Genomic DNA, 24,162 nt, shown 5'->3' on the forward strand with positions numbered 1-24,162 from the left:
CCCGGGGAAACGGGGGGGGGGGGGGGGGGGGGGGCGCCCGGGGGGCCCGCCCCGCCCGGCCCCCCCGGGGGGGGCCCCGGGGGGGGGCGGGGGCCCCCCCCCCCCCGGCGCCCCCCCTCCGGGGTCAGGCGCCGCTGACGGCGTCCGACTTCACCTCGGTGGCTCCCGCCTGGGCAGGGAGAGTCACGGAGGGGGACTTCCTGCCCTGCCGCAGCCGCTTCTCCAGACGGCCCGCGAGGGTGGTGAGGAGGGCGTTGAGGGCGATGTAGAGCAGGGCGATGACCGTGAGGGTGGCGATCGTGTTGGCGCCGTAGTTGGCGGTGATCTGCCGGTTCTGGCTGAGCAGCTCCGCGAAGCCGAGCAGGGCGCCGCCGAGCGCGGTGTCCTTGACGATGACGACGAGCTGGCTGACCAGGGCGGGCAGCATGACGGTCACGGCCTGCGGCAGCAGGACGTACAGCATGGTCTGGCCCTTGCGCATGCCGAGCGCCACGGCCGCGTCGCCCTGGCCCCGGGGCAGCGAGAGCACGCCGGCCCGGACGACCTCGGCGATCACCGAGGCGTTGTAGAGGACCAGGCCGGTGACGACCGCGTACAGCGGGCGGAAGTCGGAGCTGACCGTCGTGAACTCACGGTAGAGGGCGCTCGCGAACATCATCAGGAGCAGCACCGGGATGGCGCGGAAGAACTCCACGACCGCGCCGACCGGCACGCGCACCCAGCGGTGGTCGGAGAGCCGGCCGATGCCGAGCACCGCGCCGAGCGGCAGGGCGATCACGATGGCGAGGGCCGCGGCCTTGAGGGTCTCGGTGAGGCCGGGCAGCAGATACGTCGTCCAGACCTTGGAGTCGGTGACGAACGGACTCCACTTGTCCGCGTCCAGCTGGTGCTTGTCGTCCAGGGCTCCCAGCACCCACCAGGCCACCAGGGCGAGGACGGCCAGGAACACGATCGTGTAGACGACGTTGCGCCGCTTCGCGCGCGGGCCGGGGGTGTCGTACAGGACGGAGCTCATCGCTTCACCGCCAGTCGCTTGGCCGCCCAGCCGAGGATCAGGCCGGTGGGGAGGGTGAGGACGATGAAGCCGAAGGCGAAGATCGCGAACACCACGAAGAGCGCGTCGGTCTCGTTCTCCATCATCGTCTTCATCAGGAGCGACGCCTCGGCGGCGCCGATCGCGGCCGCCACGGTGGTGTTCTTCGTGAGGGCGATCAGGACGTTGGCCAGCGGGGTCACCGCGGCGCGGAAGGCCTGCGGAAGGACCACGAGCCGGAGGACCTGGGTGAAGCTCAGGCCCAGCGCGCGGGCGGCCTCGGCCTGGCCCGGGGGAACGGTGTTGATGCCCGAGCGCAGCGCCTCGCAGACGAAGGTGCCGGTGTAGGCGACGAGGCCGAGGACGGCGAGCCGGAAGCCGATGTCCTCGGACCGGTCCGCGCCGAGCGAGACGAGGAGGGTCTGGTTGAGGCCCAGCAGGCAGGCGACGAGGACGACCGTCAGCGGGGTGTTCCGGACGACGTTCACGTACGCGGTGGCGAAGCCCCGCATCAGCGGGACCGGGCTGACCCGCATCGCGACCAGGGCCGTGCCCCAGATCAGCGAGCCGATCGCCGAGTAGAGGGCGAGCTGCGCCGTCACCCAGAAGGCGCCGAGCAGGTCGTACTGCCCGGAATCAAGAAAGTCGAACACGATGCCCCGCGCTCTCCCCTGGTGGTCGGTCGGTGTGGAGGCCGCCGCGTCGGCGGCGGCCGGTTCCGCCGTGACGGCCGCCCGTGCGCGGGGCGGCCGTCACGGCGTGGCGCGTGGGGTCAGTTCTGGACCTTCGGCGCGGGCTCGTACTTGTAGCCCGAGGGGCCGAAGTTCTGCTTGACGAGCTTCTCCCAGGTGCCGTCGGCGACCATCTTCTCCAGCGCCTTGTTGATCTTGCCGCGGAGCTCGTCGTCACCCTTCTTCAGGCCGATGCCGTAGTTCTCGTCGCTCATCTTCAGGCCGACGAGCTTGAACTTGCCCTGGAGCTCCTTCTGCGAGGCGTAGCCCGCGAGGATGGAGGCGTCCGTGGTCAGGGCGTCGACGGCCTTGTTCTCCAGGCCGGTGAGGCACTCGGAGTAGCCGCCGAGCTGCTGGAGGTCGGCCTTCGGGGCGAGCTTCTCCTTGACGTTCTGCGCGGAGGTCGAGCCGGTGACCGAGCAGAGCTTCTTGGAGTTGAGGTCCTCGACCTTGGTGATCGACTTGTCGTCGGCGCGGACGAGGAGGTCCTGGTGGGTCAGGAAGTACGGACCCGCGAAGTCGACCTCCTTCTTGCGCTTGTCGTTGATCGAGTAGCTGGCGACGACGAACTTCACGTCGCCGTTCTTGATCAGGTTCTCGCGCTCGGCGCTCGGCGCCTGCTTCCAGTTGATCTTGTCCTCGGAGTAGCCGAGCTCCTTGGCCACGTACTTGGCGACGTCGACGTCGAAACCGGCGTACGTGCCGTCCGGGGTCTTCAGGCCGAGGCCCGGCTGGTCGAACTTGATGCCGATGTTGATCTTGTCGCCGTTGCTGCCGGAGTCGGAGCCGCCGCCACAGGCGGTGGCGGTCAGGGCGAGGACGACGGCGGCCGCGGCGGCGGCGGAGGCGCTGCGAAGCTTCATGGTGGAAAGTCCCTTGAGTAGGCGTGAGTTGGGAAGAATAGGTCCGAACCCGCTCAGTGGTGAAGGATCTTGGAGAGGAAGTCCTTCGCCCGGTCGCTGCGCGGGTTGCTGAAGAACTCCTCGGGCGTCGCCTGCTCGACGACGCGTCCGTCGGCCATGAAGACCACCCGGTTGGCGGCGGAGCGCGCGAAGCCCATCTCGTGGGTCACGACCACCATCGTCATGCCGTCCCGGGCCAGTTGCTGCATGACCTCCAGGACCTCGTTGATCATCTCCGGGTCGAGGGCCGAGGTCGGCTCGTCGAAGAGCATGACCTTCGGGTCCATCGCGAGCGCGCGGGCGATCGCCACGCGCTGCTGCTGGCCACCGGAGAGCTGAGCGGGGTACTTGTCCGCCTGGGTGCCGACCCCGACCCGGTCGAGCAGGGCCCGGGCCTTGGCCTCGGCGGCCTTCTTCTCCGTCTTGCGGACCTTGATCTGGCCCAGCATCACGTTCTCGAGCACCGTCTTGTGCGCGAAGAGGTTGAACGACTGGAAGACCATGCCGACGTCGGAACGCAGCCGGGCGAGCTCCCTGCCCTCCTGTGGCAGCGGCTTGCCGTCGATGGTGATGGTGCCGGAGTCGATGCTCTCCAGCCGGTTGATCGTGCGGCACAGCGTCGACTTGCCGGACCCGGACGGTCCGATGACGACCACGACCTCGCCGCGGGCGATCGTCAGATCGATGTCCTGGAGGACATGCAGCGCGCCGAAGTGCTTGTTCACGTCGGACAGTACGACCAGGTCGTCCGCGGCACGCGGGGTGTCCTCGGGCCCCCTGGGCACGGACTTGGACACTGACTCTCCGCTCATCGGCCTCTTGCTCCGTCCTCCTCGGTTGGGGAGGACACTAGAGACCCGATGTGACGAGCGTCATCACATCTGAGCGGAAATTGAGGATAACGATACGGCCGCGAACGGACACGGCGCGTGAAGGCGGCACCCGGGCCGTACCGGCTCCATAACGGAAACGGCGCCGTCACCGGGGGACACTTGACTGTGACACCCATGTTCGGTGTTCATGCCCTGGTAGCACCTGGTACACAGAGAGCCGCCATCGGCACATCACCACGGAATCATCACGGAGGAGGTACGCATGCGACTGCTGCTCGTCGAGGACGACGACCACGTCGCCGCCGCACTCTCCGCGATCCTCGCGAAGCACGGCTTCACGGTCACGCACGCACGCAACGGTGAGGAGGCGCTCCAGGCCGTCCTGCCCACCGCCCAGGGCGAGCGGCCCTCCTACGGGGTGATCCTGCTCGACCTCGGCCTGCCCGACCAGGACGGCTACCAGGTCTGCGGCCGCATCCGGAAGCTCACCACCACCCCGGTGATCATGGTGACCGCGCGCGGTGACGTGCGCTCCCGCATCCACGGGCTCAACCTCGGCGCCGACGACTACGTCGTCAAGCCCTACGACCCCGGCGAGCTCCTCGCCCGCATCCACGCCGTCAGCCGGCGCAGCACCGGAGCGGAGGAGACCGGCGGGACCGCGAGCGCCGCCGAGGGGACCGTGCTGCGGCTCGGCCCCGTCACCATCGAGCTGCCCACCCGCCGGGTCAGCGTCGACGGCGAGAGCGTCCCGCTCACCCGCAAGGAGTTCGACCTGCTCGCCCTCCTCGCCCAGCGGCCCGGTGTCGTCTTCCGCCGCGAGCAGATCATCAGCGAGGTCTGGCGCACCAGTTGGGAGGGGACCGGCCGCACCCTGGAAGTGCACGTCGCCTCCCTGCGCTCCAAGCTGAGGATGCCCGCCCTGATCGAGACCGTACGGGGCGTCGGCTACCGCCTCGTCGCCCCCGCCGCGTGATTCCCGACGGCCCCTGACGTGCGCACCCGACTCCTCCCCCTGCTCATCGTGCTGATGGCCGGCGTCCTGCTGGCCCTGGGCTTCCCGCTCGCCGCCAGCCTCGCCGCGTCCGAGCAGCAGCGGGTCGTCGTCGACCGGCTCGACGACGCCGCGCGCTTCGCCGCCCTCGCCCAGTTCGTCGACGAGAGCAGCGACGGATCCGACGAGCGGCGCGCCACCCTCGGCGGCGAACTCGCCAGCTACCACGACGTGTACGGCATCCGCGCCGGGATCTTCTACCGCGACAACCGCGCCATGGCCGCCGCCCCCGAGGACTGGGTCGTCCCGTACGACGGAGAGGGCCGGCGCGCCTTCAACGAGGCGCTGCTCGGGCGCCGCAGCCACGACCCGCCCCAGGTCTGGCCCTGGCAGGGGGACGCGCGCCTCCCCATCGCCTCCCCCGTCGTCCGCGACGGGGACGTCGTCGCCGTCGTCGTCACCGACTCGCCCACCGGACAGCTCCGCTCCCGCATCCTGCGCGGCTGGCTGCTGATCTTCGCGGGCGAGGCCGCCGCGATGCTGCTCGCCGTCGGCGCCGCCTTCCGGCTCACCGGCTGGGTGCTGCGACCGGTCCGCGTCCTCGACGCCGTCACCCACGACATCGCCACCGGGCGGATGAACTCGCGCGTCGCCGCCACCGGCGGCCCGCCCGAACTGCGGCGCCTCGCCCACTCCTTCAACGAGATGGCCGACAACGTCGAGGACGCCCTCGAACAGCAGCGGGCCTTCGTCGCCGACGCCTCCCACCAGCTGCGCAACCCGCTGGCCGCGCTGCTCCTGCGGATCGAGCTCCTCGCCCTGGAGCTCCCCGAGGGCAACGAGGAGATCGCCTCCGTACGGACCGAGGGCAAGCGCCTCGCCCAGGTCCTCGACGACCTCCTGGACCTGGCGCTCGCCGAGCACGCGGCGGCCGAGCTGCGGCTCACCGACGTCGGGGCGCTCACCGCCGAGCGGGTCGCGTCCTGGCGCCCGGTGGCCGAGGACAAGGGCGTCACGCTGACCGGGGCGTACGGCGCGGTCACCGCCTGGGCGGACCCGGTGGCCCTCTCCAGCGCCCTCGACGCGGTGATTGACAACGCGCTGAAGTTCACCCCCGCCGGGGAGGAGGTCACGGTCACGGTCGTCCCCGACCGGTCGACCGTCGCCGTGGTCGTCGCCGACCACGGGCCCGGCCTCACCGAGGAGGAGCTCGGCCGGGTCGGCGACCGCTTCTGGCGCTCGGGCCGGCACCAGAACGTCAAGGGCTCGGGCCTCGGCCTCTCCATCGCGCGCGTCCTGCTGACGGCGGGCGGCGGAGGCGTGGCCTTCGCCCCGAACGAGCCGCACGGCCTGCGGGTGACGGTCACCGTCCCCCGGCGCGCCCCCGCCGACCTGTAGGACGCGGTACGCGGCGCCTCAGGGCTTCACCGACCGGTAGTAGCGGCGGGCGCCGTCGTGGAGCCGCAGGGGTTCCGTGTACACGGCGGTGCGCAGGTCCACCAGCTGGGCCGGGTGGACCTGGCGGCCGATCCCGTCCCGGCTCCTGATCACCGTACGGGTGAAGCCCTCGACCAGGTCCTCGTCCGCGTCCACCGTGGTGACCAGCAGGTTCGCCACCGCCAGGGTCTCGATCCGCTGCCCGTCCTGCGCCTCGGAGTACGAGTCCGCCGGGATCACCGCCGACCGGTAGTAGCGGGTCGAATCGCCGACGTCGTGCAGCGCGTCGACCAGGTGCGCGTCCAGCGGGATCAGGCGGATCGGGAAGCGCTCGGACAGCGTCTGCACCGCCTGGGTGGGCAGTCCGCCGGACCAGAAGAAGGCGTCGAGCTCGCCCCGCTCCAGGAGGTCCGGCATCGTGTCGATGCCCGCCGAGACCGGCCGGACGTCCCGGTCGGGGGTCAGGCCCGCGGCCGCGAGGACCCGGTCGGCGATCAGGCGCACGCCGGACCCGTCCTGGCCGACCCCGACCCGGAGCCCGCGCAGGTCCTGGACCTTCTGCAGCGAGGAGCCCTTGCGCACGACGAGCTGTACGTAGTCGTCGTAGAGCCGTGCGCAGCCGCGCAGCCGCTCGAAACCGGGCCTGCGCTCGCGCTGGTACTGGGCCACCGCGTCGGCCGTCGCGACCGTGAAGTCGGCCTCGCCCGTGGCGACCCGGGCCAGGTTCTGCTGGGATCCCTCGCTCTCCTCGAGCGTTATCGACACCTCGGGGAGGTCCTGCGCCAGGGCGTTCTTCAGGAGGTTGCCGTACCGCTGGTAGACGCCCGTGCGGACTCCCGTACTGAAGGTGACCGAGCCGCTCGGTGCGGGGGAGCCGAAGGGGACGAGCCACCACACCAGCACCCCGCACAGCGCGAGCAGCGCGGCCGAGACCGCCAGGACGCGGCGGCGGGCGGTACGGGAGAGCGAGGTGGGCATGCCTGCGATCCTGCCAGGTCGCCGGCGGGTCTGGCCAGGCTCGACGGTGCGGGCCCCGGCCCGGCCCGCGGACGACCCGGATCCGGGCCCCGGGGCGGACCCGTGAGTGCGCTCCGCCGAAGTGGTGAGCGGGGCCGTCGGCGCGCACCGCGCCGTGTGTCCTGCCGGGGTGCCGGGGCCACGGCGGTTAGCGTCGGGGCACGCTCGGTGATCTTGAGGACAGTCCCCGTCCGCCCCTGGCACTTCCCGCCGAGCTCGGCGACCGACCTCCGTCCCGAGGGAGTCACCGTGCCCGGATCGAGGAGCCGGGCGGCACGTCGTGTGCCGCCCGCCCCTGACCGCGACCCCGGTCGGGGCGGACGCGCCCGCGAGCTCCGGCGACAAGGGCCTCGAAGCGCCGGCGCCGACCGCGCCGGTGCCGACCGCGCCGGGCGTCCGTGTGGGGCGTCCGCGGCGGTGTTGACCGCACCCGGCGTCCGTGTGGGGCGTCCGCGGCGGTGTTGACCGCACCCGGCGTCCGTGTCGGGCCTCCGCGCCGGTGCCGTCCGCGCCGGGTGTCCGCGCCTCGGCCCGGAGCCTGCCGCCGGAGCAGGTCCCGTCCGGCGGCTCCCGTCGGGCCCGGGTCGTCCGGCACGCGGGCCCCGCCGCCTCACCCCGCCACGGCGGTGAGGCGGCGCACCACCTCGTCCCGGCCCAGGGCGCGGGCCACGGCGGAGAGGTCCGGGCTGCGGGTGGCGCCCGTCAGCGCGACCCGGACCACGTTCGCGACCGCCCTCGGCGGCCCCGCCCAGCGGTCCGGCTCCCGGCGCCAGGAGGCCGTGTCCGGGGCATGGCCGTGGCGTACGGCGATCTCCCCGAGCCGCGCGAACCACTCCTCGGGGGGGACGGCGGCGAAGTCGGCGGCGATCCGCCGCACCCGGTCCTCGGGAAGGCCGCCGTAGCGGTCGTCCCCGGGCGCCGGCACCGGGCCGAAGAGCTCCGCGAAGAAGAAGCCGTACCGGTCGCGGAAGCACGACCAGCGCTCCAGGTCCTTGCGGGCGGGCGCGCCCTCCGGTCGGCCCGTCGCCACGGCCGCCAGGGCGAGGTCCTCGTGGCGGGCGAGGACGGAGGCGAGCTCCGGGTCGTGCTCCCGCGCCCAGGCGAGCAGCTGCCCGTACAGCTCCCGGGGGGTGAGCGAGGCGATGAACTCGCGGCTCAGCGAGTGCAGTTTGGGCAGGTCGAGCAGGGGACCCGAGGGGCGCATGCCGTCCAGCCGGATGTCGGCGGCGAGCGCCTCGGCGGTGGGGACGTCCATCAGCCGCACGTTGGCGAGGCCCCGCAGATAGTGCTGGACGGCGGCCGGGGGATACCCGGCGGACAGGTAGTAGTCCACCGACGCCTCGGGGTCCTTGCGCTTGCTCAGCTTGCGGCGCGAGGGGCCCTCCGCCTTCATGAGGGGGGCGAGGTGCGCGTACGCGGGCGGCTCGAAGCCGAGCGCCGCGTGCAGCTGCAGATGGACCGGCGTCGAGGAGAGCCACTCCTCACCGCGCACCACCAGCGTCACCCGCATCAGCCGGTCGTCCACGACGTGCGCGAAGTGGTAGGTGGGAAGCGGCAGTTCCTCCTCGGAGGACTTCAGGAGGACGATGTCGTTGCCGTTGTCCTGCATCGTGACGGAGGCCCGGATGCGGTCCGTGAACCGGACCCGGCCGGGGAACTCGTACGGGCAGCGGAACCGCACCACGTACGGCTCGCCCGCCGCGAGCCGCCGCGCCGCCTCCTCCGGCGCCAGCGTCCGGCACGGCGCCCACCGCCCGTAGTAGCCCAGCGGGGAGCGGCCCGCGCGCTGCTCCTCCGCGCTCCGCGCGAGGAGGTCCTTGCCGCAGAAGCAGGGGTAGGCGCGGTCGCGGCGAAGGAGGTCCCGGACATGGCTGAGGTAGACGTCCCGGCGCTCCGACTGGAGGTACGGTCCCCACGCCCCGTCCCCGGCGGCGCCCCCCTCGTCCGGGGCGAGGCCGAAGGCGCCGAGCAGCCGGGAGAACTCCTCCGCGGCGCCCGCCACCTGCCGGGACCGGTCGGTGTCCTCGACGCGCAGCACGTGCACCCCGCCCGACTGACGGGCGAGCGCCCGGGCCACGGCCGCCGTGTAGAGGCCGCCGATGTGCAGGTGTCCGGTGGGGCTCGGGGCGAAGCGCGTGACCTCGGCGCCGTCCGGCAGGGCGCGCGGTCCGAACCGCCGCTCCCAGTCGGCCGGTTCCGGGAGGTCGGGCGGGAACATCGCGTTGATGACGGACAGGTCGAGCACGGTGGACTCCCTCCTGGAGAGCCAGGGTTCCTGGAGAGATCCACCGTAGGCCGGTGACCGGTCGATCCGAGAGGAGCGGGGACCGGAGGCTGCGGAACTCCGAACCCTCTTCGGCCTCGTGGGCTGCGGCGGGGAAGCCCGATCAGTAGCGTCCCGAGGACCGCCCCGTACGCGAACCGTTTCCGTACGAGGACCGTACGAGGACCGTTCCCGACGACGACCACAAGGGGGTGTGATGGGCGGCACGCGCGCGGTGGGCCTGCTCGCGCTCGGCTCCTTCGCCATGGGGACCGATGCCTACGCGATGGCCGGACTGCTCCCGGACATGGGCGCCGACCTGGACGTCTCCGTCTCCCTCGCGGGCCAGTCCGTCACCGCCTTCACCCTCTGCTACGCGCTGGCCGCGCCGCTCCTCTCGGCCGTCCTCGCCCGCCGGGGCACCCGGGCGGTCCTCGTCGCCGCGCTCGTCGTCTTCGTCCTCGCCAACACCGGCACGGCGCTGGCCGGTTCGTACGCCGCGCTCCTCGGCACCCGTGCCCTCGCCGGCGCCGGCGCCGGCCTCTTCACCCCCGCGGCGGCCGCCGCGGCCGTCGCGCTCGTCCCGCCCGAGCGGCGCGGACGCGCCCTCGGCCTGGTCCTCGGCGGGATGAGCGCGGGCACCGTGCTCGGCGTGCCGCTCGGGCTGCTCGTCGCGGCCGCCTCCGGCTGGCGGGCCGCCCTGTGGCTGATCACCGCGCTCGGCCTGGTCGCGCTGCTCGGCGTCGCGACGGCGCTGCCGCCCGTGCGGGGAGCCGCCGCGCCCTCGCCGCGGGCCCGGATCGGCGCCCTCGCCCGGCCCCGGGTCGCCGTGGTCGTCGCCGTCACCTTCACCCAGACCGTGGCCAGCCTCGGGCTCTACACCTACCTCGAACCGGTGCTGCGCCGCGTCGCCGACGTGGACAGCGCGGTGCCGTACCTGTGGGTCTGGGGCGTCGGCGGGGTCTGCGGCAGCCTCCTCGCCGGCACCCTCGTCGACCGGACGGGACGGCCCGCCCGCCTCGCCGTCGTGCTCCTCGGCGTCCTCGGCGGCGCCCTGGCACTGCTGCCGTGGACCGGCGCCCCGCCCGGCCTCGTCCTGCTGCCCCTGCTGGTCTGGGGCGCGGTCGGCTGGGCCTTCGTCGTCCCGCAGCAGCACCGGCTGCTCGCGCAGGACGGCGGGGCCGCCGCCGTCGGCCTCAACAGCTCCGCCACCTACCTCGGCGGTGCCGTCGGCTCCGCGCTCGGCGGCCTCGCCCTCGCCCGGGGGCTCGACGCCCGTCTGCTCCCGCTCCTCGCCGCCGGGGTCGCGCTCGCGGGGGTCCTCTTCCACCTCGCGGTGGCCCGACGCGTCACCGGGCCACCCCTTCAGGACAACGCCCACGGGGCCGGAGCCGCGGACGCGCCCGCGGCCGGGGCCCCCGAAAGGAACGCCTCATGAAGTTCGGCGTCAATCTGCCCAACTACGGCCCCGAAGCCACCCCCGACGCCCTCGCCGACTGGGCGCTGCGGATCGAGGCGATGGGCTACCACTACGCCATGGTCTCCGACCACGTCGCGCTCACCCCGGACGTCCAGCACCTCTTCCCCGCCCCGTTCTACGACCCCTTCGCGACCCTCGCCTGGCTCGCCGGCGTCACCAGGACGGTGGGGCTCGGCACGACGGTGACGATCCTCCCGTACCGGCACCCCGTGCACACCGCCCGCGTCGCCGCCAACATCGACCGGTTCAGCAACGGCCGGCTGGTGTTCGGCGCGGCGGCCGGCTGGGCCGCCCGGGAGTTCGCGGTCCTCGACGTCCCGTACCGCAAGCGCGGCGCCATCAGCGACGAGTACCTCGCCGCCATCAAGGCCTGCTGGGCCGACGAGGTCGCCTCCTTCGACGGCGCCCACGTCTCCTTCCGCGAGGTCCACACCGGGCCGCTGCCCGTGCAGCGCCCCGGGCCGCCCGTCTGGGTCGGCGGCCACAGCTACGGGGCGCTGCGCCGGGCCGTCCGCCTCGGCGACGCCTGGCACCCCACCTCCGTCTCCGGCGACTGGCTCCTCGGCGTCGGCCTGCCCACGCTCCGCCAGGTCGCCGAGGAGCAGGAACTGCCGGTGCCCGGCCTCTGTCCCCGGATCAAGCTGCGGGTCACGTCCCGGCCGCTGGGCCCGGGCCGGCTGCTCGGCGAGGGCACCCTGGCGCAGATCGCCGACGACCTCGGGCTCCTCCAGGACCTGGGCGCCCGGGCCGTCGTCCTCGACCCCACCTACCCGGGCGACCGGCGGGAGGCCGGGCGCACGGCACGGGACCTGGACGTCCTGGAGACGCTGGTCAAGGAGGTCATCGACGTGGACGCCGGCTGCGTACGATGAGAAAGCGCTGACGGAGGGCGGGGGAGGGGTGCGGGACGTGACCGATCTGGACCTGCGGAAGCTGCGCGTGCTCAGGGAACTCAGCGAGCGCGGCACCGTCAGCGCCGCCGCCCGGGCCCTCCACCTCACCCCCCAGGCCGTCTCGCAGCAGATCAGCGCCCTGGGACGGGAGTTGGGCGTCCCGCTCACCGAGCCGTCCGGGCGCCGGCTGCGCCTCACCGGCGCGGCGCGGATCGTGCTCCGGCACGCCGACGCCGTCTTCACCCAGGTCGAGCAGATGCGGGCGGAGCTCGCCGCGCACGGCAGCGGCGAGCGCGGCGAGGTCGCGGTGGCCGGTTTCTCCACCACCCTCTCGGCGCTGATCCTGCCCGCCGTGGCCCGGCTGCGGGAGAGCCGGCCGCTCCTGCGGACCTCGCTCGCCGAGGTCGACCCGCCGGAGAGCTTCTCCATGCTGCACCGCGGCGAGACGGACGTCGTCATCTCCGCGGACACCGCGGGGACGGCCGGCGAGGACCCGCGCTTCCACCGGGTCGCGCTCTGCGAGGACCCCTTCGACATCGCCCTGCCCGGGGGCCACCGGCTCCTCGGCAGCCCCCGGCTGCTCCTCGCCGACCTCGCCGAGGAGACCTGGATCTTCGCGACGACGGGCCTGTGCCACGACATCGGCGTCGCCGCCTGTACGGCCGCCGGGTTCACCCCGCAGGCCTCCCACGCCATCGGCGACTGGGACGCCACGCTGGCGGCGGTGCGATTCGGCCTCGGGGTCGCGCTCGTCCCGCGGATGGCCAAGCCGGCGCCGCGGCCCGAGGTGACGATCCGCGCGTTCAGCGAGCGGGCCCCGTCCCGCACGGTCTTCGCGGCCGTGCGGGAGGGCAGCCAGACCTCCCCGGAGATCGCCGCCGTCCTGGACGCGCTCCGCACGGTGGCCCGGGCGGCCGTCGCCCTCTGACCGGGCGGAAGACGATTCGCCACGGCTCGTGGACGGTACCGTCCACGAGCCGTTGCTGGACCCGCCCGGCCGCCGCTGCGAGGCTCGTTCCCGTACCGCGGACCACTTCGCGCGCCCCTTCTTCTCCGCCTTCTCCCCTCCTGGATCGGGAACACCCATGTCCAAAGCCACGTACGCGCGGCTGGCCGCGCTGAGCCTCATCTGGGGCTCCGTCTTCCTGTGGATCAAGATCGCCGGATACGGCTTCTCACCCGTGCAGATGGTGCTGATCCGGCTCGCCCTCGGCGCCGTCGTCATCCTCGCCATCGGCTACGCGAAGGGGCTCAGGCTGCCCAGGGAGCCCGCCGTCTGGGGACACCTGACGGTCGCCGCGCTCCTCGGCAACGCCGTCCCCTGGACCCTCTACGCCGAGGGCGAGATCGCCGGCTCCAGCAGCGTCGCCGCCGTGGTCAACGGCAGCGCGCCGATCTGGACCCTGGCCGCCGCCCTGCTCCTCGGCCAGGAGAAGCGGGTCTCCGGATTCAAGGCGGGCGGTGTGCTGCTCGGCCTCGGAGGCACCGCGCTCATCGCCTCGCCCTGGAACGCGGCCTCGGCGGGCACCGGTTGGAGCATCCTCTGCTTCGTCCTCGGCTCGATCAGCTTCGGCGCCAGCTTCGCGTACATGGGCAAGTTCCTCGTGGGCAGGGGCGTTCCGCCGCTGATGCTGGCGGGCGGGCAGCTCAGCGCGGCGACCGTGCTGCTCCTCGCCGCCTTCCCGTTCCTGGGCCTCCAGGCCGTGACCTGGCGCGCCGACTCGGTGATCTCGGTCCTCGTCCTCGGCGTGGTCTGCACCGGCTTCGCCGCGCTGCTCAACTTCGAGCTGATCATCAAGGACGGGCCCACGGTGGCCTCCACCGTCACCTATCTGATGACCGCGGTGGCCGTCGTCCTCGGCGCCGTCGTGCTGCGCGAGCCGCTCGGCTGGACCGTGTGGCTCGGCGCGGTGGCGGTGCTCGCCGCCACCGGTCTGCTGCGGCGCAAGCCGAAGCCGGCGGCCGAACCGGCCCCCGAGGCCGCCCCCGTGCCGGCGCCGGCGGCAGCAGATTAGCCGGACGCATTCAGCAGGACCGAGGAACCCAGAAATGCCGGGCCGTCATCCGCAATATTGTGTTCACCAATGGAGCGGGTGCCGGGTGATAGCGTCGCAAGCGGAAACACCCGGCCTTTATGGGGGAGTCGCACGTGGCTTTTGTGGTCGAACTCGTTTTCCGTGGAAATGAGACGGACCGGTTGAGTTTCGGAGAAGCTCACCGGGCCTACTGGAAAAGAATGGCCGCGCGCGGCATCCTGCTCGGCGGCGGGCCCTGGCGGGACGGCACCGGGGAGTTCCTGGTCTGCGAGGCCCCCGACCGCCGCACCCTCTTACGGGTGCTGTACGCCGACCCGTACGCGCAGGCGCAGGTCATCGGCGAACTGCGGGTCCGGGAGTGGAACGCCGTCATGGGCCACGTGGTGCTGGCCGGTCTCGAACGGTCCACCGGAGGCGCCGGGACCCACGAGCGAATACGCGGGGGCGTGCCGGCACCCGTCGCGCCGCTCGCCCCGCCGAGCGCCCGTGAGGAGCTGACCGCCCACGAGCGGCGCATCGCCACGATGATGCTCGACGGCCTGACCAACAAGCAGATCGCCGAGTCCTTCACGGTCTCCACCCGGGCCGTGGAGCTGCACATCACCCGGATCTACCGGAAGCTCGACATCCGCAGGCGCGCCCAACTGGCCGCTGCCATCGACCGGTTCGAAGCCGCGCTGGCCTGCTGATCCGCACCTCCGCACGCACACACCGATGATGGGAGTCGTCATGCCGCTGGTCGAGATAACCGTTCCCGAGGGCACCCTCTCCGAGGCCGCCGCGGAGGTCCTGCAGCAGCAGGTCGCCGACTCCGTGCTGACGGCCATGGAGCTGCCCCGCACCGACTTCTTCGCCGCCGCCACCTGGGTGTACGTCCGCGAGGCCGCCAAGGGGCTCGCCACCACCGGCGCCGGCCGGCCCCCGGGCGTGCTGGTCGTCGTCACGCCCCTGGAGGGCTTCCTCACCCCCGAGCGGAACGAGGCGCTGGCCGTCGAGGTCACCCGGCACGTGCACGGGGCCACGGGACCCGACACCGTCGTCTGGCTCGTCGTGAACGAGATCCCGGAGGGGAACTGGGCCGTGAACGGCGGACTGACCCGCCGCGCGAAGATCGACGAACTCGTCGCCGAGGCGGCCCGCGCGAGCTGAATTCCGTATTCCAGCCGGCGGAAGGCGCCGCACCGTATTCACGGTGCGGCGCCTTCCGTATTTCCGGCGCCTCGTGGAGGGGTGCGGATTCCCGTATCGATGTGCGGGTCGCCCCGCCCGTACGGTGATGTCAATGGCACCGACGGATGGGAGAGACTCGTTCATGGCTCTGCAATCGGCGCCGCGGCTCGGTGTGGTGGTTCCGTCCGGAAACGCCGCCGCCGAACCCGAGATCGGCAGCCTCGTCAGCCCCGCGTTCAATGTCCACACCTCGCGATTTCCGGTGCTTCCCGGAAAAGACCTGCGCGGTCGTCTGGAGAAGTACAACGACGTGCTCCCCGAAGTGCTGGGGAATTTCGGCGGCCTGCGTCTCGACGCCGCCGTGGTCTCCTGCACCGGCTCGCACTACCTCCTCACCCCCGAAGGCGACCGCGCCCTCTGCGCGGAGCTCTCCGAGCGCGTCGGAGCACCCGTACGGTCCGCCGCCCTGGCCATCCTCGACACCGCGCGGGCCGTGGGCGCCGAGCGGCTCGTGCTCGTCTCGCCGTACGAGCCCTGGCTCACCGAACTCTCCCACGCCTACTGGGAGTCGGCCGGACTCACGGTCGACCGGATCGTGAAGATCCGGGCCGGTGCGCGCTTCTCCCCGTACGACGTGACCACCGAGGAACTCGTCGCCCAGGTCCGGGACGCCGAACTCCCGGAGGACGCGACGCTGCTGTTCACCGGCACCGGCATGTTCACCTTCGACGCCCTCGCCGAGCTCGGCCGGGACAGCGGGCGCACCCTGCTCACCTCCAACCTGGCGAGCGCCTGGTGGGCCCGCGACGCCCTCGGCCTCCCGGCCGACGGCCCCGACGCCCACCCGCTGCTGCGCCGGCTGGCCGAGAAGACCGGCGGCCGGGACGGTGCCCACGGGCCCGCCGCCGTGGCCGTGTCGTGAGCGGCCACAGAGCACCCCACGGCCCTGTCGCGGTCGTCGGCGCCGGACCGGTGGGACTGACCGCCGCGCTCGTCCTGGCCCGCGCCGGGATCCCGGTGACCGTCCTGGAGTCCAGGAGCGAACTGGCCACCGAGTCCCGCGCCTCCACCTTCCACCCCGCCACCCTCGACCTCCTCGACGAACTCGGCGTCGCGGCCGCCCTGCGCGTCCGGGGCCGCACCGTCGACCGCGTCCAGTGGCGCGACCTGGACGGCGGCGTGCACGCCGAGCTGGACTACGCCCTGCTCACCGGACACACCCGCCATCCGTACCGGCTCCACGTCGAACAGGCCCGGCTCACCCCCCTGCTGCTCGACGCGCTGACCGCCACCGGCCTCGCCGACGTGCGGTTCGGGGCCACCGCCGTCGGGGCCGACGAGACCGGCGGCGGGGTGCGGCTGCGCACCGAGGACGCGTCGGGGCGGGCCACCTCCACCCACCACCCGTACGTCCTGGCGGCCGACGGCGGCCGGAGCCGGCTGCGGGCGCTCGCCGGGCTGCCCGGCACGGCCGAGGAGTACCCGGACTACGCGCTGCGCGTCGTCACCGACGCCCCGCTGGACGAACTGGTCCCCGGACTCGCCGCGCTGACGTACGTCCGCGACCCCCGGGGGTCGGTCAGCGTGCTCGGGATGCCCGACCACTGGCGGCTCATCTTCCGGATCCGGCGCGGGACGCCCCGCGACGAGGTGCTCGACCCGGACGCCGTGCGCGCCCGGGTCGACCGGGCCCTGCCGGGCGGCGCCGGACGGGCCGTGCGCGTCACGGACGCGCACACCTACCGGCTCGCGCGGTTCCTGCTGCCGCGCTACCGGGCCGGCCGGTTGCTGTTCGCCGGGGACGCGGCCCACCTCACGTCCACCGCCGGCGGACTGAACATGAACTGCGGGATCCACGACGCCGTGGAGACCGGCCGGGCCCTCGCCACCGTCCTGCGGACGGGCACGGGCGACGAGACACCCCTCGACGCGGCCCTCGGCCGACGCCGCTCCGTCGTCGAGAGGGCCGTCATCCCGCGCAGCGAGGCCCGCACGGCCGGCCTCGACAGCCCGGCCGAACTCGCCGCCCGGATCGACGGCCTGCGGCGCACCGCGGCGGACCCCCGCGCGGCCACCGACTACCTGCTCAAGGCATCACTTCTCGACGTCGCACCACGACCCCTGAAAGGTGACGCACATGCGGATCTGGTTTCACAAGCACACCGTTGAGGGACGCCTGCCGCTGCTCGACCAGTGGTACCGCGAGCACCTCGACGCGATCGCCGCACCCGGCACCACCGTCGACATCAAGACCCTGCCGGCCGACACGTACCCCGACCGCACCCCCTTCGGCCTCGTCGGCCACCACTCCGCCCAGGTGCTCTTCAGCCGGCACTTCTCCGAGTCCGCGCTGGTCGCGGAGCGGGAGGGCTACGACGCCTGGGTGATCGCCGCCGGCCAGGACCCCGGCCTGCGGGACGCCCGCCACCTCGCCTCCATCCCGACCCTCGGCTACGGCGAGACGGCCTTCTTCCTCTCGGCGCTCACCGGCCAGCGCTTCGGCGTCCTCGGCTTCATGCCGCCGCTGGAGGAGCCCATCAGGGCCAACATCCGCCAGTACCGCCTGGAGTCCTCGCTCAGCTCGTACGAGGTCGTGCCCGGCGGCTGGGACTCCGTGCACCGCTCCCTGGAAGGCGACTTCGACGAGTTCGTCGAGGTGTACTCGGCGGCCGCCGAGCGGGCCGCCCGGGCCGGCGCCGAGGTCATCATCCCCGCCGAGGGCATCCCCAACGAGATCCTCTGGCACCTCGGCATCCACGAGCTCCACGGCCTGCCCGTGATCGACCCCGCCGGACTCGCCGTGAAGCTCGCGGAGACCCTCGTCCGGCTGGGCGAGCTGAAGCTCTTCCAGCGCAGCGGCCACGGCTACTGGTTCAGCCGCCCCGACGAGCCCGTCTCCAAGCACCTGGAGCAGGTCTTCCTGGGCTCGGCCCTCTAGGAGATGCCGTGTCCGCAGGACCGGCCCTGCCAGGGGCCCGACGCCCCGCCCCGCGCCCGTACCCCCACCGTCACGCACCGCACGCCGTCACGCCTTCGAGGGAGTCACGCCCATGACGTACGACGCCTACGGCCGCAACACCGCGGCCACCGACCCCGCCGCCCCCTACTACCGGCCGCGCCGCCTCCGCCGCACCCCCGCGCTGCGCCGCTTCGCCGCCGAGACCCGCGTCGGCCCCGCCAACCTCGTCCAGCCCCTCTTCCTCCGCGAGGGCCTCACCGAACCGCGCGAGATCCCCTCCATGCCGGGCGTCTTCCAGCACACCCGCGACACCCTCCGCAAGGCCGCCGCCGAGGCCGTGGCCAACGGGGTCGGCGGACTCATCCTCTTCGGCATCCCCGAGCACAAGGACCCCACCGGCACCGGCGCCGTCGACCCGGACGGCATCCTCCAGGTCGCCCTGCGCGACGTCGTCGCCGAGGTCGGCGACTCCACCGTCGTCATCGGCGACATCAACCTCGACGAGTACACCGACCACGGCCACACCGGCGTCCTCGACGCGAACGGCGACGTCGACAACGACGCCAGCATCGAGCTGTACGCACGGGCCGCAGTCGTCCAGGCCGACGCCGGCGCCCAGATCGTCGCCCCCAGCGGCATGATGGACGGCCAGGTCCGCCGCATCCGCGAGGCCCTCGACCAGGCCGGACACCAGTCCGTCGCCATCCTCGGCTACTCCGCCAAGTACGCCTCGCACTTCTACGGCCCCTTCCGCGACGCCGTCGAGTCCACCCTGCGCGGCGACCGCAAGGGCTACCAGCAGTACCCCGGCAACATCCGCGAATCCCTCCTGGAGGTCTCGCTCGACGTCGCCGAGGGCGCCGACCTGGTCATGGTCAAGCCCGCGCTCGCCTACCTCGACATCGTCCGGCTCATCGCCGACCACGTGCAGGTGCCCGTCTCCGCCTACCAGGTCTCCGGCGAGTACTCCATGGTCGAGGCGGCCGCCGCCAAGGGCTGGATCGACCGCGACCAGGTCGTCCGGGAGAGCCTCGCCTCCATCCACCGCGCCGGCGCCACCCAGATCATCACCTACTGGGCCTCCGAGTTCGCCCAGAGCCTGGACCGGTGACCCGGTGACCTCGTCCTCCTCCATGCTGGTCCTCGGCATCAGCCACGCCAGCGCCCCGCTCGACCTCCTGGAGAGACTCGCCGGCACCGACCGGCCCGCCGAGGAACTCGTCTCCGACGTGACCTCCGTCGACGGCATCGACGCCGCCGTCGTCGTCTCCACCTGCAACCGCCTGGAGATCTACGCCGAGACCCGCGGCGGCGCCTCCGACCTCGGCGACCCCTCCTCCTCCGTCCACGGCGACCTCGGCGAGCTGTTCGCCCAGCACACCGGCGTCGACCGCGCCGAGATCGCCCCGCACCTCTACAGCCACCACGCCGACGGAGCCGTGCGCCACCTCTTCGCCGTGGCCTCCGGACTCGAATCGGTCGTGGTCGGCGAGGACCAGATCCTCGGCCAGGTGAAACTGGGCCTCGAACGGTCCCAGCGCCTCGACCGGACCGGCCGGGTCCTCGCCAAGGCCGTCCAGACCGCCCTGCGGGTCGGCAAGCGGGCCCGCAACGAGACCGGGCTCAACGAGGCCGGCCGCTCGCTCGCCACCGCCGGACTCGGCTTCTTCGAGCGCCGCGTCGGCTCCCTGCACGGCAAGACCGCCCTCGTCATCGGCGCCGGCGCCTTCGCCGGCGTCGTCGTCGCCGCCCTGCGCCGCTCCGGCCTCGACCGGGTCCACGTCGCCAACCGCACCCCGGAGAAGGCCCAGCGGCTCGCCGAGACCACCGGGGGAGCGGGCTACGACCTGGCCGACGTGCCCCGGCTGCTCACCGAGGTGGACGTCGTCGTCGGCGCCACCGCCGCCACCGGCCACCTCGTCACCGCACGGCACGTCGAGGAGGCGCTCGCCGCCCGGGACGGCCGCGAGCTGTTCCTGCTCGACCTGTCGCTGCCGCACAACATCGCCCCCGCGGCGGCGGAACTGCCCGGCGTCACCTTCGTCGACCTGCGCCGGATCGCGGAGGAGGGCCAGGAGGACGAGATCTCGGCCGCCAGCGTCCAGGCCGCGCACGAGCTGATCGACGCCGAGGTCGAGCAGTTCCGCACGGGCCTGCGGCTCGCCGGCGCCAAGCCCGTCCTCACCGCCCTGCGCACCGCCGCCACCGAGGCCGCCGAGGCCGAGCTCGACCGGCTCGCCCGCCGCCTCGACGGGCTCGACGGCGCGGCCCGGCAGGAGATCGGCCGCAGCGTCCGCCGCATCGTCGACAAGGCCCTGCACCAGCCCACCGTCCTGGTGCGGGAGCTGGCGGCCGACCCGGACGGCGCCCGGCACATCGCCGCCTTCACCCGCCTCTTCGCCGCGGCGGAACCTCCCCGCGACAGCGACACGAACGACCCGAACGAGAAGAAGATCGAGGCCATCGCATGAGTGACATCTCGGCCCTCTGGGAAGCCGAATCCATCGCCGTCATCGGGGCCAGCGAGCGCCCCGGCGCCCTGGGCCGCAAGCCGCTCGACTACCTCCTCCGGTACGGCTACAAGGGCCGCATCCTGCCGGTCAACCCGCGCTCCCCGGAGATCCTCGGCGTCCCCGCGTACCCCAGCGTCAAGGACGCCCCGGGCCCCGTCGACCTGGCCCTGATCATGGTCTCCGCCGAGCGGGTCCCCGGCGCCGTCGACGACTGCGTCGCCGCCGGCGTCAAGCTCGCCGTCATCGCCTCCTCCGGCTTCGCCGAGACCGGCGAGGAGGGCGCCCGCCTCCAGGCGGAGGTCGTCGCCAAGGCCCGCGCCGGAGGCCTGCGGATCATCGGCCCCAACTGCATCGGCGCCGTCGGCTACGAGAACCGCGTCCTCGCCACCTTCAGCCCGCTCTTCGGCGCCGAGTCCGTGCCCTTCGAGCCCGGCACCCTCGCCTTCGTCAGCCAGAGCGGCGCCCTCGGCTTCGGCGCCGCCAGCCTCGCCCTGGAGCGGGGCCTGCGCCCCGGCTGGGTGGTCAGCACCGGCAACGACGCCGACGTCACCGCCCTCGAAGTCCTCCGCGAACTGGCCGCCGTCCCCGAGGTCACCGGCCTCCTCGGCTACCTGGAGGACACCCCGGACATCGGCACCCTCCGCGAGCTCGCCGGCTCCGGCAAGCCCGTCGCCCTCCTCAAGTCCGGCCGCACCGAGGCGGGCGGCCGCGCCGCCGCCTCGCACACCGGCGCCCTCGCCACCGACGACCGGGTCCTGGACGCCGCCCTGCGCGGCCTCGGCATCGTCCGGGTCGAGGACATCGACGAACTCCTCGACGTGGCCCGGGTCTTCGAGTCCGAGCGCCGCCCCGCCGGCAACCGCGTCGCCGTCGTCACCACCTCCGGCGGCTCCGGCATCCTCGCCGCCGACGCCGTCGAGGCCCACGGCCTGGAGCTCAGCACCCTGGAGCCGCGCAGCAAGGAGGCGCTCGCCGAGATCGTCCCCGCCTTCGGGGCCATCGACAACCCGGTCGACATCACGGCCACCGTCCTCAGCGACCCCTCCCTCTTCGACCGCTCCCTCGACGTCCTGATCGCCGACGACACCGTCGACATCATCGTCGCCGCCTTCTGCGTGATGGCCGGACCCGACGTCGAGAAGGCCGTCAACGCCCTCTCCCGCGCCGCCGAGAAGGGCGGCAAGCCCATCCTCGTCGCCCGCACCGGTGCCGACTTCCTCGCCCCCGACGCCCCGCGCGACCTGCGCGAGGCCGGGCTCCCCGAGTACCCGACCCCGGCCCGCGCCCTGCGCGCCGCCGCCGCCCTCTGGGAGGTCAGCCGCCCCCGGACGCTGCCCGAGGCACCGCGCCCCGGCACGGTGCCCGGCCCCGGCGCCGAGGCCACGGAGCCGCAGCTGAAGGCACTCCTCGCCGAGGCCGGGATCGCCGTGCCGAAGGGCCGGATCGCGGCGAGCGCCGAGGACGCGGCGGCCGCCGTCACCGAGGTCGGCGGCACGGCGGTCCTCAAGGCCGTCGTCCCCGGCCTGCTGCACAAGACGGAGGCCGGCGGCGTCGAGATCGGCGTCACCGCCGACACCGCGCCCGAGGCCTTCGGCCGGCTCGCCGCGCTCGGCGGCCAGGTGCTCGTCGAGGAACTCGTCGACGAGGGCGTCGAGCTGATCGTGGGCGTCCACACCACCGACCTGGGCCCCGTCCTCACCGCCGGCCTCGGCGGGATCTTCACCGAGGTCCTCGACGACGTCGGCCACCGGCTCCTGCCGCTGGCGCCGGGCGAGGGCGCCGAGCTCCTCGCCGGGCTGCGCGGCGCGAAGATACTCGCCGGCACCCGCGGCCGGGACGCCGTGGACGTCGAGGCCGCCGCCGAACTCCTCCACAGGGTCGGCGAACTGGTCCAGGACTGGCCGGCCGGCTTCGCCCTCGACCTCAACCCGGTACGGGTCCTCACGAAGGGCGCGGTCGTCCTGGACGCCGCCCTGAGCCTCGACGCCGCCCCCGGCCCCGACGCCTCCGAGGAGACGGTCCGATGAGCACGGGAGAGACGAACAGCAAGGCCCTCTTCGAGCGCGCCCGCAAGGTCACCCCCGGCGGCGTCAACTCGCCCGTCCGCGCCTTCGGCGCCGTCGGCGGCACCCCCCGCTTCATCGCCTCCGCCGAAGGGCCGTACCTCACCGACAGCGACGGCAACGAGTACGTCGACCTCATCTGCTCCTGGGGCCCGATGATCCTCGGCCACCGCCACCCCGCCGTCGTCGAGGCGGTCGCCCGGGCCCTGGAGCGGGGCACCTCCTTCGGGGCGCCGTCCACCGGAGAGGTCGAACTCGCCGAGGAGATCGTCGACCGGGTCGCCCCCGTCGAGCAGGTCCGTCTGGTCAGCTCCGGCACCGAGGCCACGATGTCGGCGATCCGCCTGGCGCGCGGCTTCACCGGCCGCAGCAAGATCGTGAAGTTCGCCGGCTGCTACCACGGCCACGTGGACGCGCTCCTCGCCTCGGCCGGCTCCGGCCTCGCGACCTTCGCGCTGCCCGACACCCCGGGCGTCACCGGCGCCCAGGCGAGCGACACGATCGTCCTGCCGTACAACGACCTGGCGGCCGTCGAGAAGGTCTTCGCCGAGATCGGCGCGGAGATCGCCGCCGTCATCACCGAGGCGGCCCCCGGCAACATGGGCGCCGTCCCCCCGCTGCCCGGCTTCAACGCCGGCCTCAAGGAGATCACCGCCCGCCACGGCGCGCTCTTCGTCTCCGACGAGGTCATGACCGGCTTCCGGGCCAGCCGCTCCGGCTGGTACGGCCGGGACGGCGTCGCCCCCGACCTGCTGACCTTCGGCAAGGTCATGGGCGGCGGCTTCCCCGCGGCGGCCTTCGGCGGACGCGCGGACGTCATGGCCCACCTCGCCCCGGCCGGCCCCGTCTACCAGGCGGGCACCCTCTCCGGGAACCCGGTCGCCACCGCCGCCGGCCTCGCCACCCTGCGGCACAGCACCCCCGAGGTGTACGAGCGGCTCGACCAGGTCTCGGCCACGATCGGCGCCGAGGTCTCCGCCGCCCTCACCAAGGAGGGCGTCGCACACCGGCTGCAGTACTCCGGCACCATGTTCTCGGTCTTCTTCGGCGAGGACGAGGTGGTGGACTTCGACGGGGTCCGCGCCACCGAGGCGTACCGCTACACGCCGTTCTTCCACGAGCTGCTGCGCCGGGGCGTCTATCTGCCGCCCTCGCCCTTCGAGGCCTGGTTCGTCTCGGCCTCGCACGACGACCGGGCCGTGAGCCGGGTGGTCGAGGCGCTCCCGGCCGCGGCGGCGGCCGCGGCGGCGGCGAAGCGCTGACGGCAGGGCCGTACGGAAGAGGGAAGAGCCCCCGTGGACCACGGGGGCTCTTCCTGTGCCGGGCGGTTCAGGCCGCGAGGTCGATCCGCACCTCGACGTTCCCCCGGATCGCCTTCGAGTACGGGCAGCGCCCGTGGGCGGCCTCCGCGAGCCGCCGCGCCTCGGCCGCGTCGAGTCCGGGCAGTTCGACGGTGAGGACCACCGACAGGTGGAAGCCGCCCTCCTCCTTGTGCAGCGCCACCTCGGCGGTGACCGTGTCGTCCGTGAGCGCGGTCCGGGACTCGCGCGCGGAGACCCGGAGCGCGCTGTGGAAGCAGGCGGCGTAGCCGGCGGCGAAGAGCTGCTCGGGGTTGGTCGCGGTGCCGGAACCGCCGACGGCCTTGGGGCTCGACAGCGGCAGGTCGAGAAGCCCGTCGGAGGAGCGCACGGCGCCGTTGCGCCCGTCTCCGGTGGAAGCGACCTCGGCGGTGTAGACGACGGCCATGCGTCATTCCTTTCGAAAGCGGAGAAGGGGAATTCCTCCCAGTCTCCGGCGCCGCCGAATTCCCGGCGCTACGGATCTCCGCAGTCCTCCCC

22 protein-coding genes are annotated in these 24,162 nt (G+C 73.4%); 15 read left to right on the forward strand and 7 right to left on the reverse strand.

Going from position 1 to position 24,162, the window contains the following annotated elements; all coding sequences use genetic code 11:
- Positions 1 to 124: 124 nt before the first annotated feature.
- The 4 genes from ACFYUZ_RS30315 to ACFYUZ_RS30330 all read right to left on the reverse strand — a co-directional run bounded on the left by ACFYUZ_RS30315 (position 125) and on the right by ACFYUZ_RS30330 (position 3,478).
- Positions 125 to 1,015, reverse strand: a complete 891-nt coding sequence (locus tag ACFYUZ_RS30315; protein ID WP_389314564.1) for an amino acid ABC transporter permease — start codon at positions 1,013 to 1,015, stop codon at positions 125 to 127.
- Positions 1,012 to 1,686, reverse strand: coding sequence for an amino acid ABC transporter permease (locus ACFYUZ_RS30320; protein ID WP_389314566.1), 675 nt, complete (start codon positions 1,684 to 1,686; stop codon positions 1,012 to 1,014). The genes ACFYUZ_RS30315 and ACFYUZ_RS30320 overlap by 4 nt, the downstream gene beginning before the upstream one ends.
- Positions 1,687 to 1,805: 119 nt before the next feature.
- Complete coding sequence (locus ACFYUZ_RS30325; protein WP_389314568.1) at positions 1,806 to 2,627, reverse strand: glutamate ABC transporter substrate-binding protein; 822 nt, start codon at positions 2,625 to 2,627, stop codon at positions 1,806 to 1,808.
- 53 nt (positions 2,628 to 2,680) lie between these two features.
- Positions 2,681 to 3,478: an amino acid ABC transporter ATP-binding protein gene (locus ACFYUZ_RS30330; protein WP_389314570.1), complete on the reverse strand. Its 798-nt coding sequence runs from the start codon at positions 3,476 to 3,478 to the stop codon at positions 2,681 to 2,683.
- Between the two features lie 283 nt (positions 3,479 to 3,761).
- On the opposite strand from ACFYUZ_RS30330, the gene ACFYUZ_RS30335 reads away from it, so the two are divergent.
- Together ACFYUZ_RS30335 and ACFYUZ_RS30340 are read left to right on the forward strand one after the other, a co-directional pair.
- Positions 3,762 to 4,475 carry a response regulator transcription factor gene (locus ACFYUZ_RS30335; RefSeq protein ID WP_389314572.1) on the forward strand — a complete coding sequence of 238 codons (714 nt, stop codon included), beginning with the start codon at positions 3,762 to 3,764 and terminating at the stop codon, positions 4,473 to 4,475.
- A gap of 18 nt (positions 4,476 to 4,493) precedes the next feature.
- A complete protein-coding gene (locus ACFYUZ_RS30340) occupies positions 4,494 to 5,891 on the forward strand; it encodes an ATP-binding protein (protein ID WP_389314574.1) in 1,398 nt (465 codons plus the stop codon).
- Between the two features lie 18 nt (positions 5,892 to 5,909).
- Here the strand turns inward: ACFYUZ_RS30340 and ACFYUZ_RS30345 are convergent, their stop codons facing one another.
- Together ACFYUZ_RS30345 and ACFYUZ_RS30350 are read right to left on the reverse strand one after the other, a co-directional pair.
- Entirely contained in the window at positions 5,910 to 6,908 is a 999-nt protein-coding gene (locus ACFYUZ_RS30345) for a TAXI family TRAP transporter solute-binding subunit (protein ID WP_389314576.1), read from the reverse strand.
- 649 nt (positions 6,909 to 7,557) lie between these two features.
- Entirely contained in the window at positions 7,558 to 9,192 is a 1,635-nt protein-coding gene (locus ACFYUZ_RS30350; RefSeq protein ID WP_389314578.1) for a glutamate--tRNA ligase, read from the reverse strand.
- A gap of 235 nt (positions 9,193 to 9,427) precedes the next feature.
- Between ACFYUZ_RS30350 and ACFYUZ_RS30355 the strand changes: the two genes are divergently transcribed.
- The 13 genes from ACFYUZ_RS30355 (at position 9,428) to hemL (ending at position 23,586) form a co-directional block, all read left to right on the forward strand.
- Positions 9,428 to 10,648 carry an MFS transporter gene (locus ACFYUZ_RS30355; RefSeq protein ID WP_389314580.1) on the forward strand — a complete coding sequence of 407 codons (1,221 nt, stop codon included), beginning with the start codon at positions 9,428 to 9,430 and terminating at the stop codon, positions 10,646 to 10,648.
- The gene (locus ACFYUZ_RS30360) at positions 10,645 to 11,562 is read left to right on the forward strand and encodes a TIGR03619 family F420-dependent LLM class oxidoreductase (RefSeq protein ID WP_389314582.1); all 918 of its coding nucleotides are present in this window, start codon (positions 10,645 to 10,647) and stop codon (positions 11,560 to 11,562) included. Before ACFYUZ_RS30355 ends, ACFYUZ_RS30360 begins: the two co-directional genes overlap by 4 nt.
- A gap of 28 nt (positions 11,563 to 11,590) precedes the next feature.
- A complete protein-coding gene (locus ACFYUZ_RS30365; protein ID WP_389314583.1) occupies positions 11,591 to 12,511 on the forward strand; it encodes a LysR family transcriptional regulator in 921 nt (306 codons plus the stop codon).
- A gap of 157 nt (positions 12,512 to 12,668) precedes the next feature.
- A complete protein-coding gene (locus tag ACFYUZ_RS30370; RefSeq protein ID WP_389314585.1) occupies positions 12,669 to 13,598 on the forward strand; it encodes a DMT family transporter in 930 nt (309 codons plus the stop codon).
- Positions 13,599 to 13,717: 119 nt separating this feature from the next.
- Complete coding sequence (locus ACFYUZ_RS30375) at positions 13,718 to 14,308, forward strand: LuxR C-terminal-related transcriptional regulator (protein WP_389314587.1); 591 nt, start codon at positions 13,718 to 13,720, stop codon at positions 14,306 to 14,308.
- Positions 14,309 to 14,333: 25 nt separating this feature from the next.
- The gene (locus ACFYUZ_RS30380; RefSeq protein WP_389314588.1) at positions 14,334 to 14,768 is read left to right on the forward strand and encodes a 4-oxalocrotonate tautomerase family protein; all 435 of its coding nucleotides are present in this window, start codon (positions 14,334 to 14,336) and stop codon (positions 14,766 to 14,768) included.
- 163 nt (positions 14,769 to 14,931) lie between these two features.
- Positions 14,932 to 15,711 carry an arylmalonate decarboxylase gene (locus ACFYUZ_RS30385; RefSeq protein ID WP_389314590.1) on the forward strand — a complete coding sequence of 260 codons (780 nt, stop codon included), beginning with the start codon at positions 14,932 to 14,934 and terminating at the stop codon, positions 15,709 to 15,711.
- Positions 15,708 to 16,958, forward strand: a complete 1,251-nt coding sequence (locus ACFYUZ_RS30390) for an FAD-dependent oxidoreductase (protein ID WP_389314592.1) — start codon at positions 15,708 to 15,710, stop codon at positions 16,956 to 16,958. Before ACFYUZ_RS30385 ends, ACFYUZ_RS30390 begins: the two co-directional genes overlap by 4 nt.
- Complete coding sequence (locus tag ACFYUZ_RS30395; protein WP_389314594.1) at positions 16,927 to 17,727, forward strand: aspartate/glutamate racemase family protein; 801 nt, start codon at positions 16,927 to 16,929, stop codon at positions 17,725 to 17,727. The genes ACFYUZ_RS30390 and ACFYUZ_RS30395 overlap by 32 nt, the downstream gene beginning before the upstream one ends.
- 112 nt (positions 17,728 to 17,839) lie before the next feature.
- Positions 17,840 to 18,859, forward strand: coding sequence for a porphobilinogen synthase (gene hemB, locus ACFYUZ_RS30400; protein ID WP_030692336.1), 1,020 nt, complete (start codon positions 17,840 to 17,842; stop codon positions 18,857 to 18,859).
- 4 nt (positions 18,860 to 18,863) lie between these two features.
- Positions 18,864 to 20,219, forward strand: coding sequence for a glutamyl-tRNA reductase (hemA, locus tag ACFYUZ_RS30405; RefSeq protein ID WP_389314596.1), 1,356 nt, complete (start codon positions 18,864 to 18,866; stop codon positions 20,217 to 20,219).
- Positions 20,216 to 22,288, forward strand: a complete 2,073-nt coding sequence (locus ACFYUZ_RS30410) for an acetate--CoA ligase family protein (RefSeq protein ID WP_389314598.1) — start codon at positions 20,216 to 20,218, stop codon at positions 22,286 to 22,288. Before hemA ends, ACFYUZ_RS30410 begins: the two co-directional genes overlap by 4 nt.
- Positions 22,285 to 23,586, forward strand: coding sequence for a glutamate-1-semialdehyde 2,1-aminomutase (gene hemL, locus ACFYUZ_RS30415; RefSeq protein ID WP_389314599.1), 1,302 nt, complete (start codon positions 22,285 to 22,287; stop codon positions 23,584 to 23,586). Before ACFYUZ_RS30410 ends, hemL begins: the two co-directional genes overlap by 4 nt.
- Positions 23,587 to 23,653: 67 nt before the next feature.
- On the opposite strand, the gene ACFYUZ_RS30420 is transcribed toward hemL, so the two are convergent.
- Positions 23,654 to 24,070: an organic hydroperoxide resistance protein gene (locus ACFYUZ_RS30420; RefSeq protein ID WP_389314601.1), complete on the reverse strand. Its 417-nt coding sequence runs from the start codon at positions 24,068 to 24,070 to the stop codon at positions 23,654 to 23,656.
- Positions 24,071 to 24,162 lie beyond the last annotated feature (92 nt).

It is taken from the genome of Streptomyces sp. NPDC004266 (assembly GCF_042874095.1).
Taxonomy (GTDB): domain Bacteria; phylum Actinomycetota; class Actinomycetes; order Streptomycetales; family Streptomycetaceae; genus Streptomyces.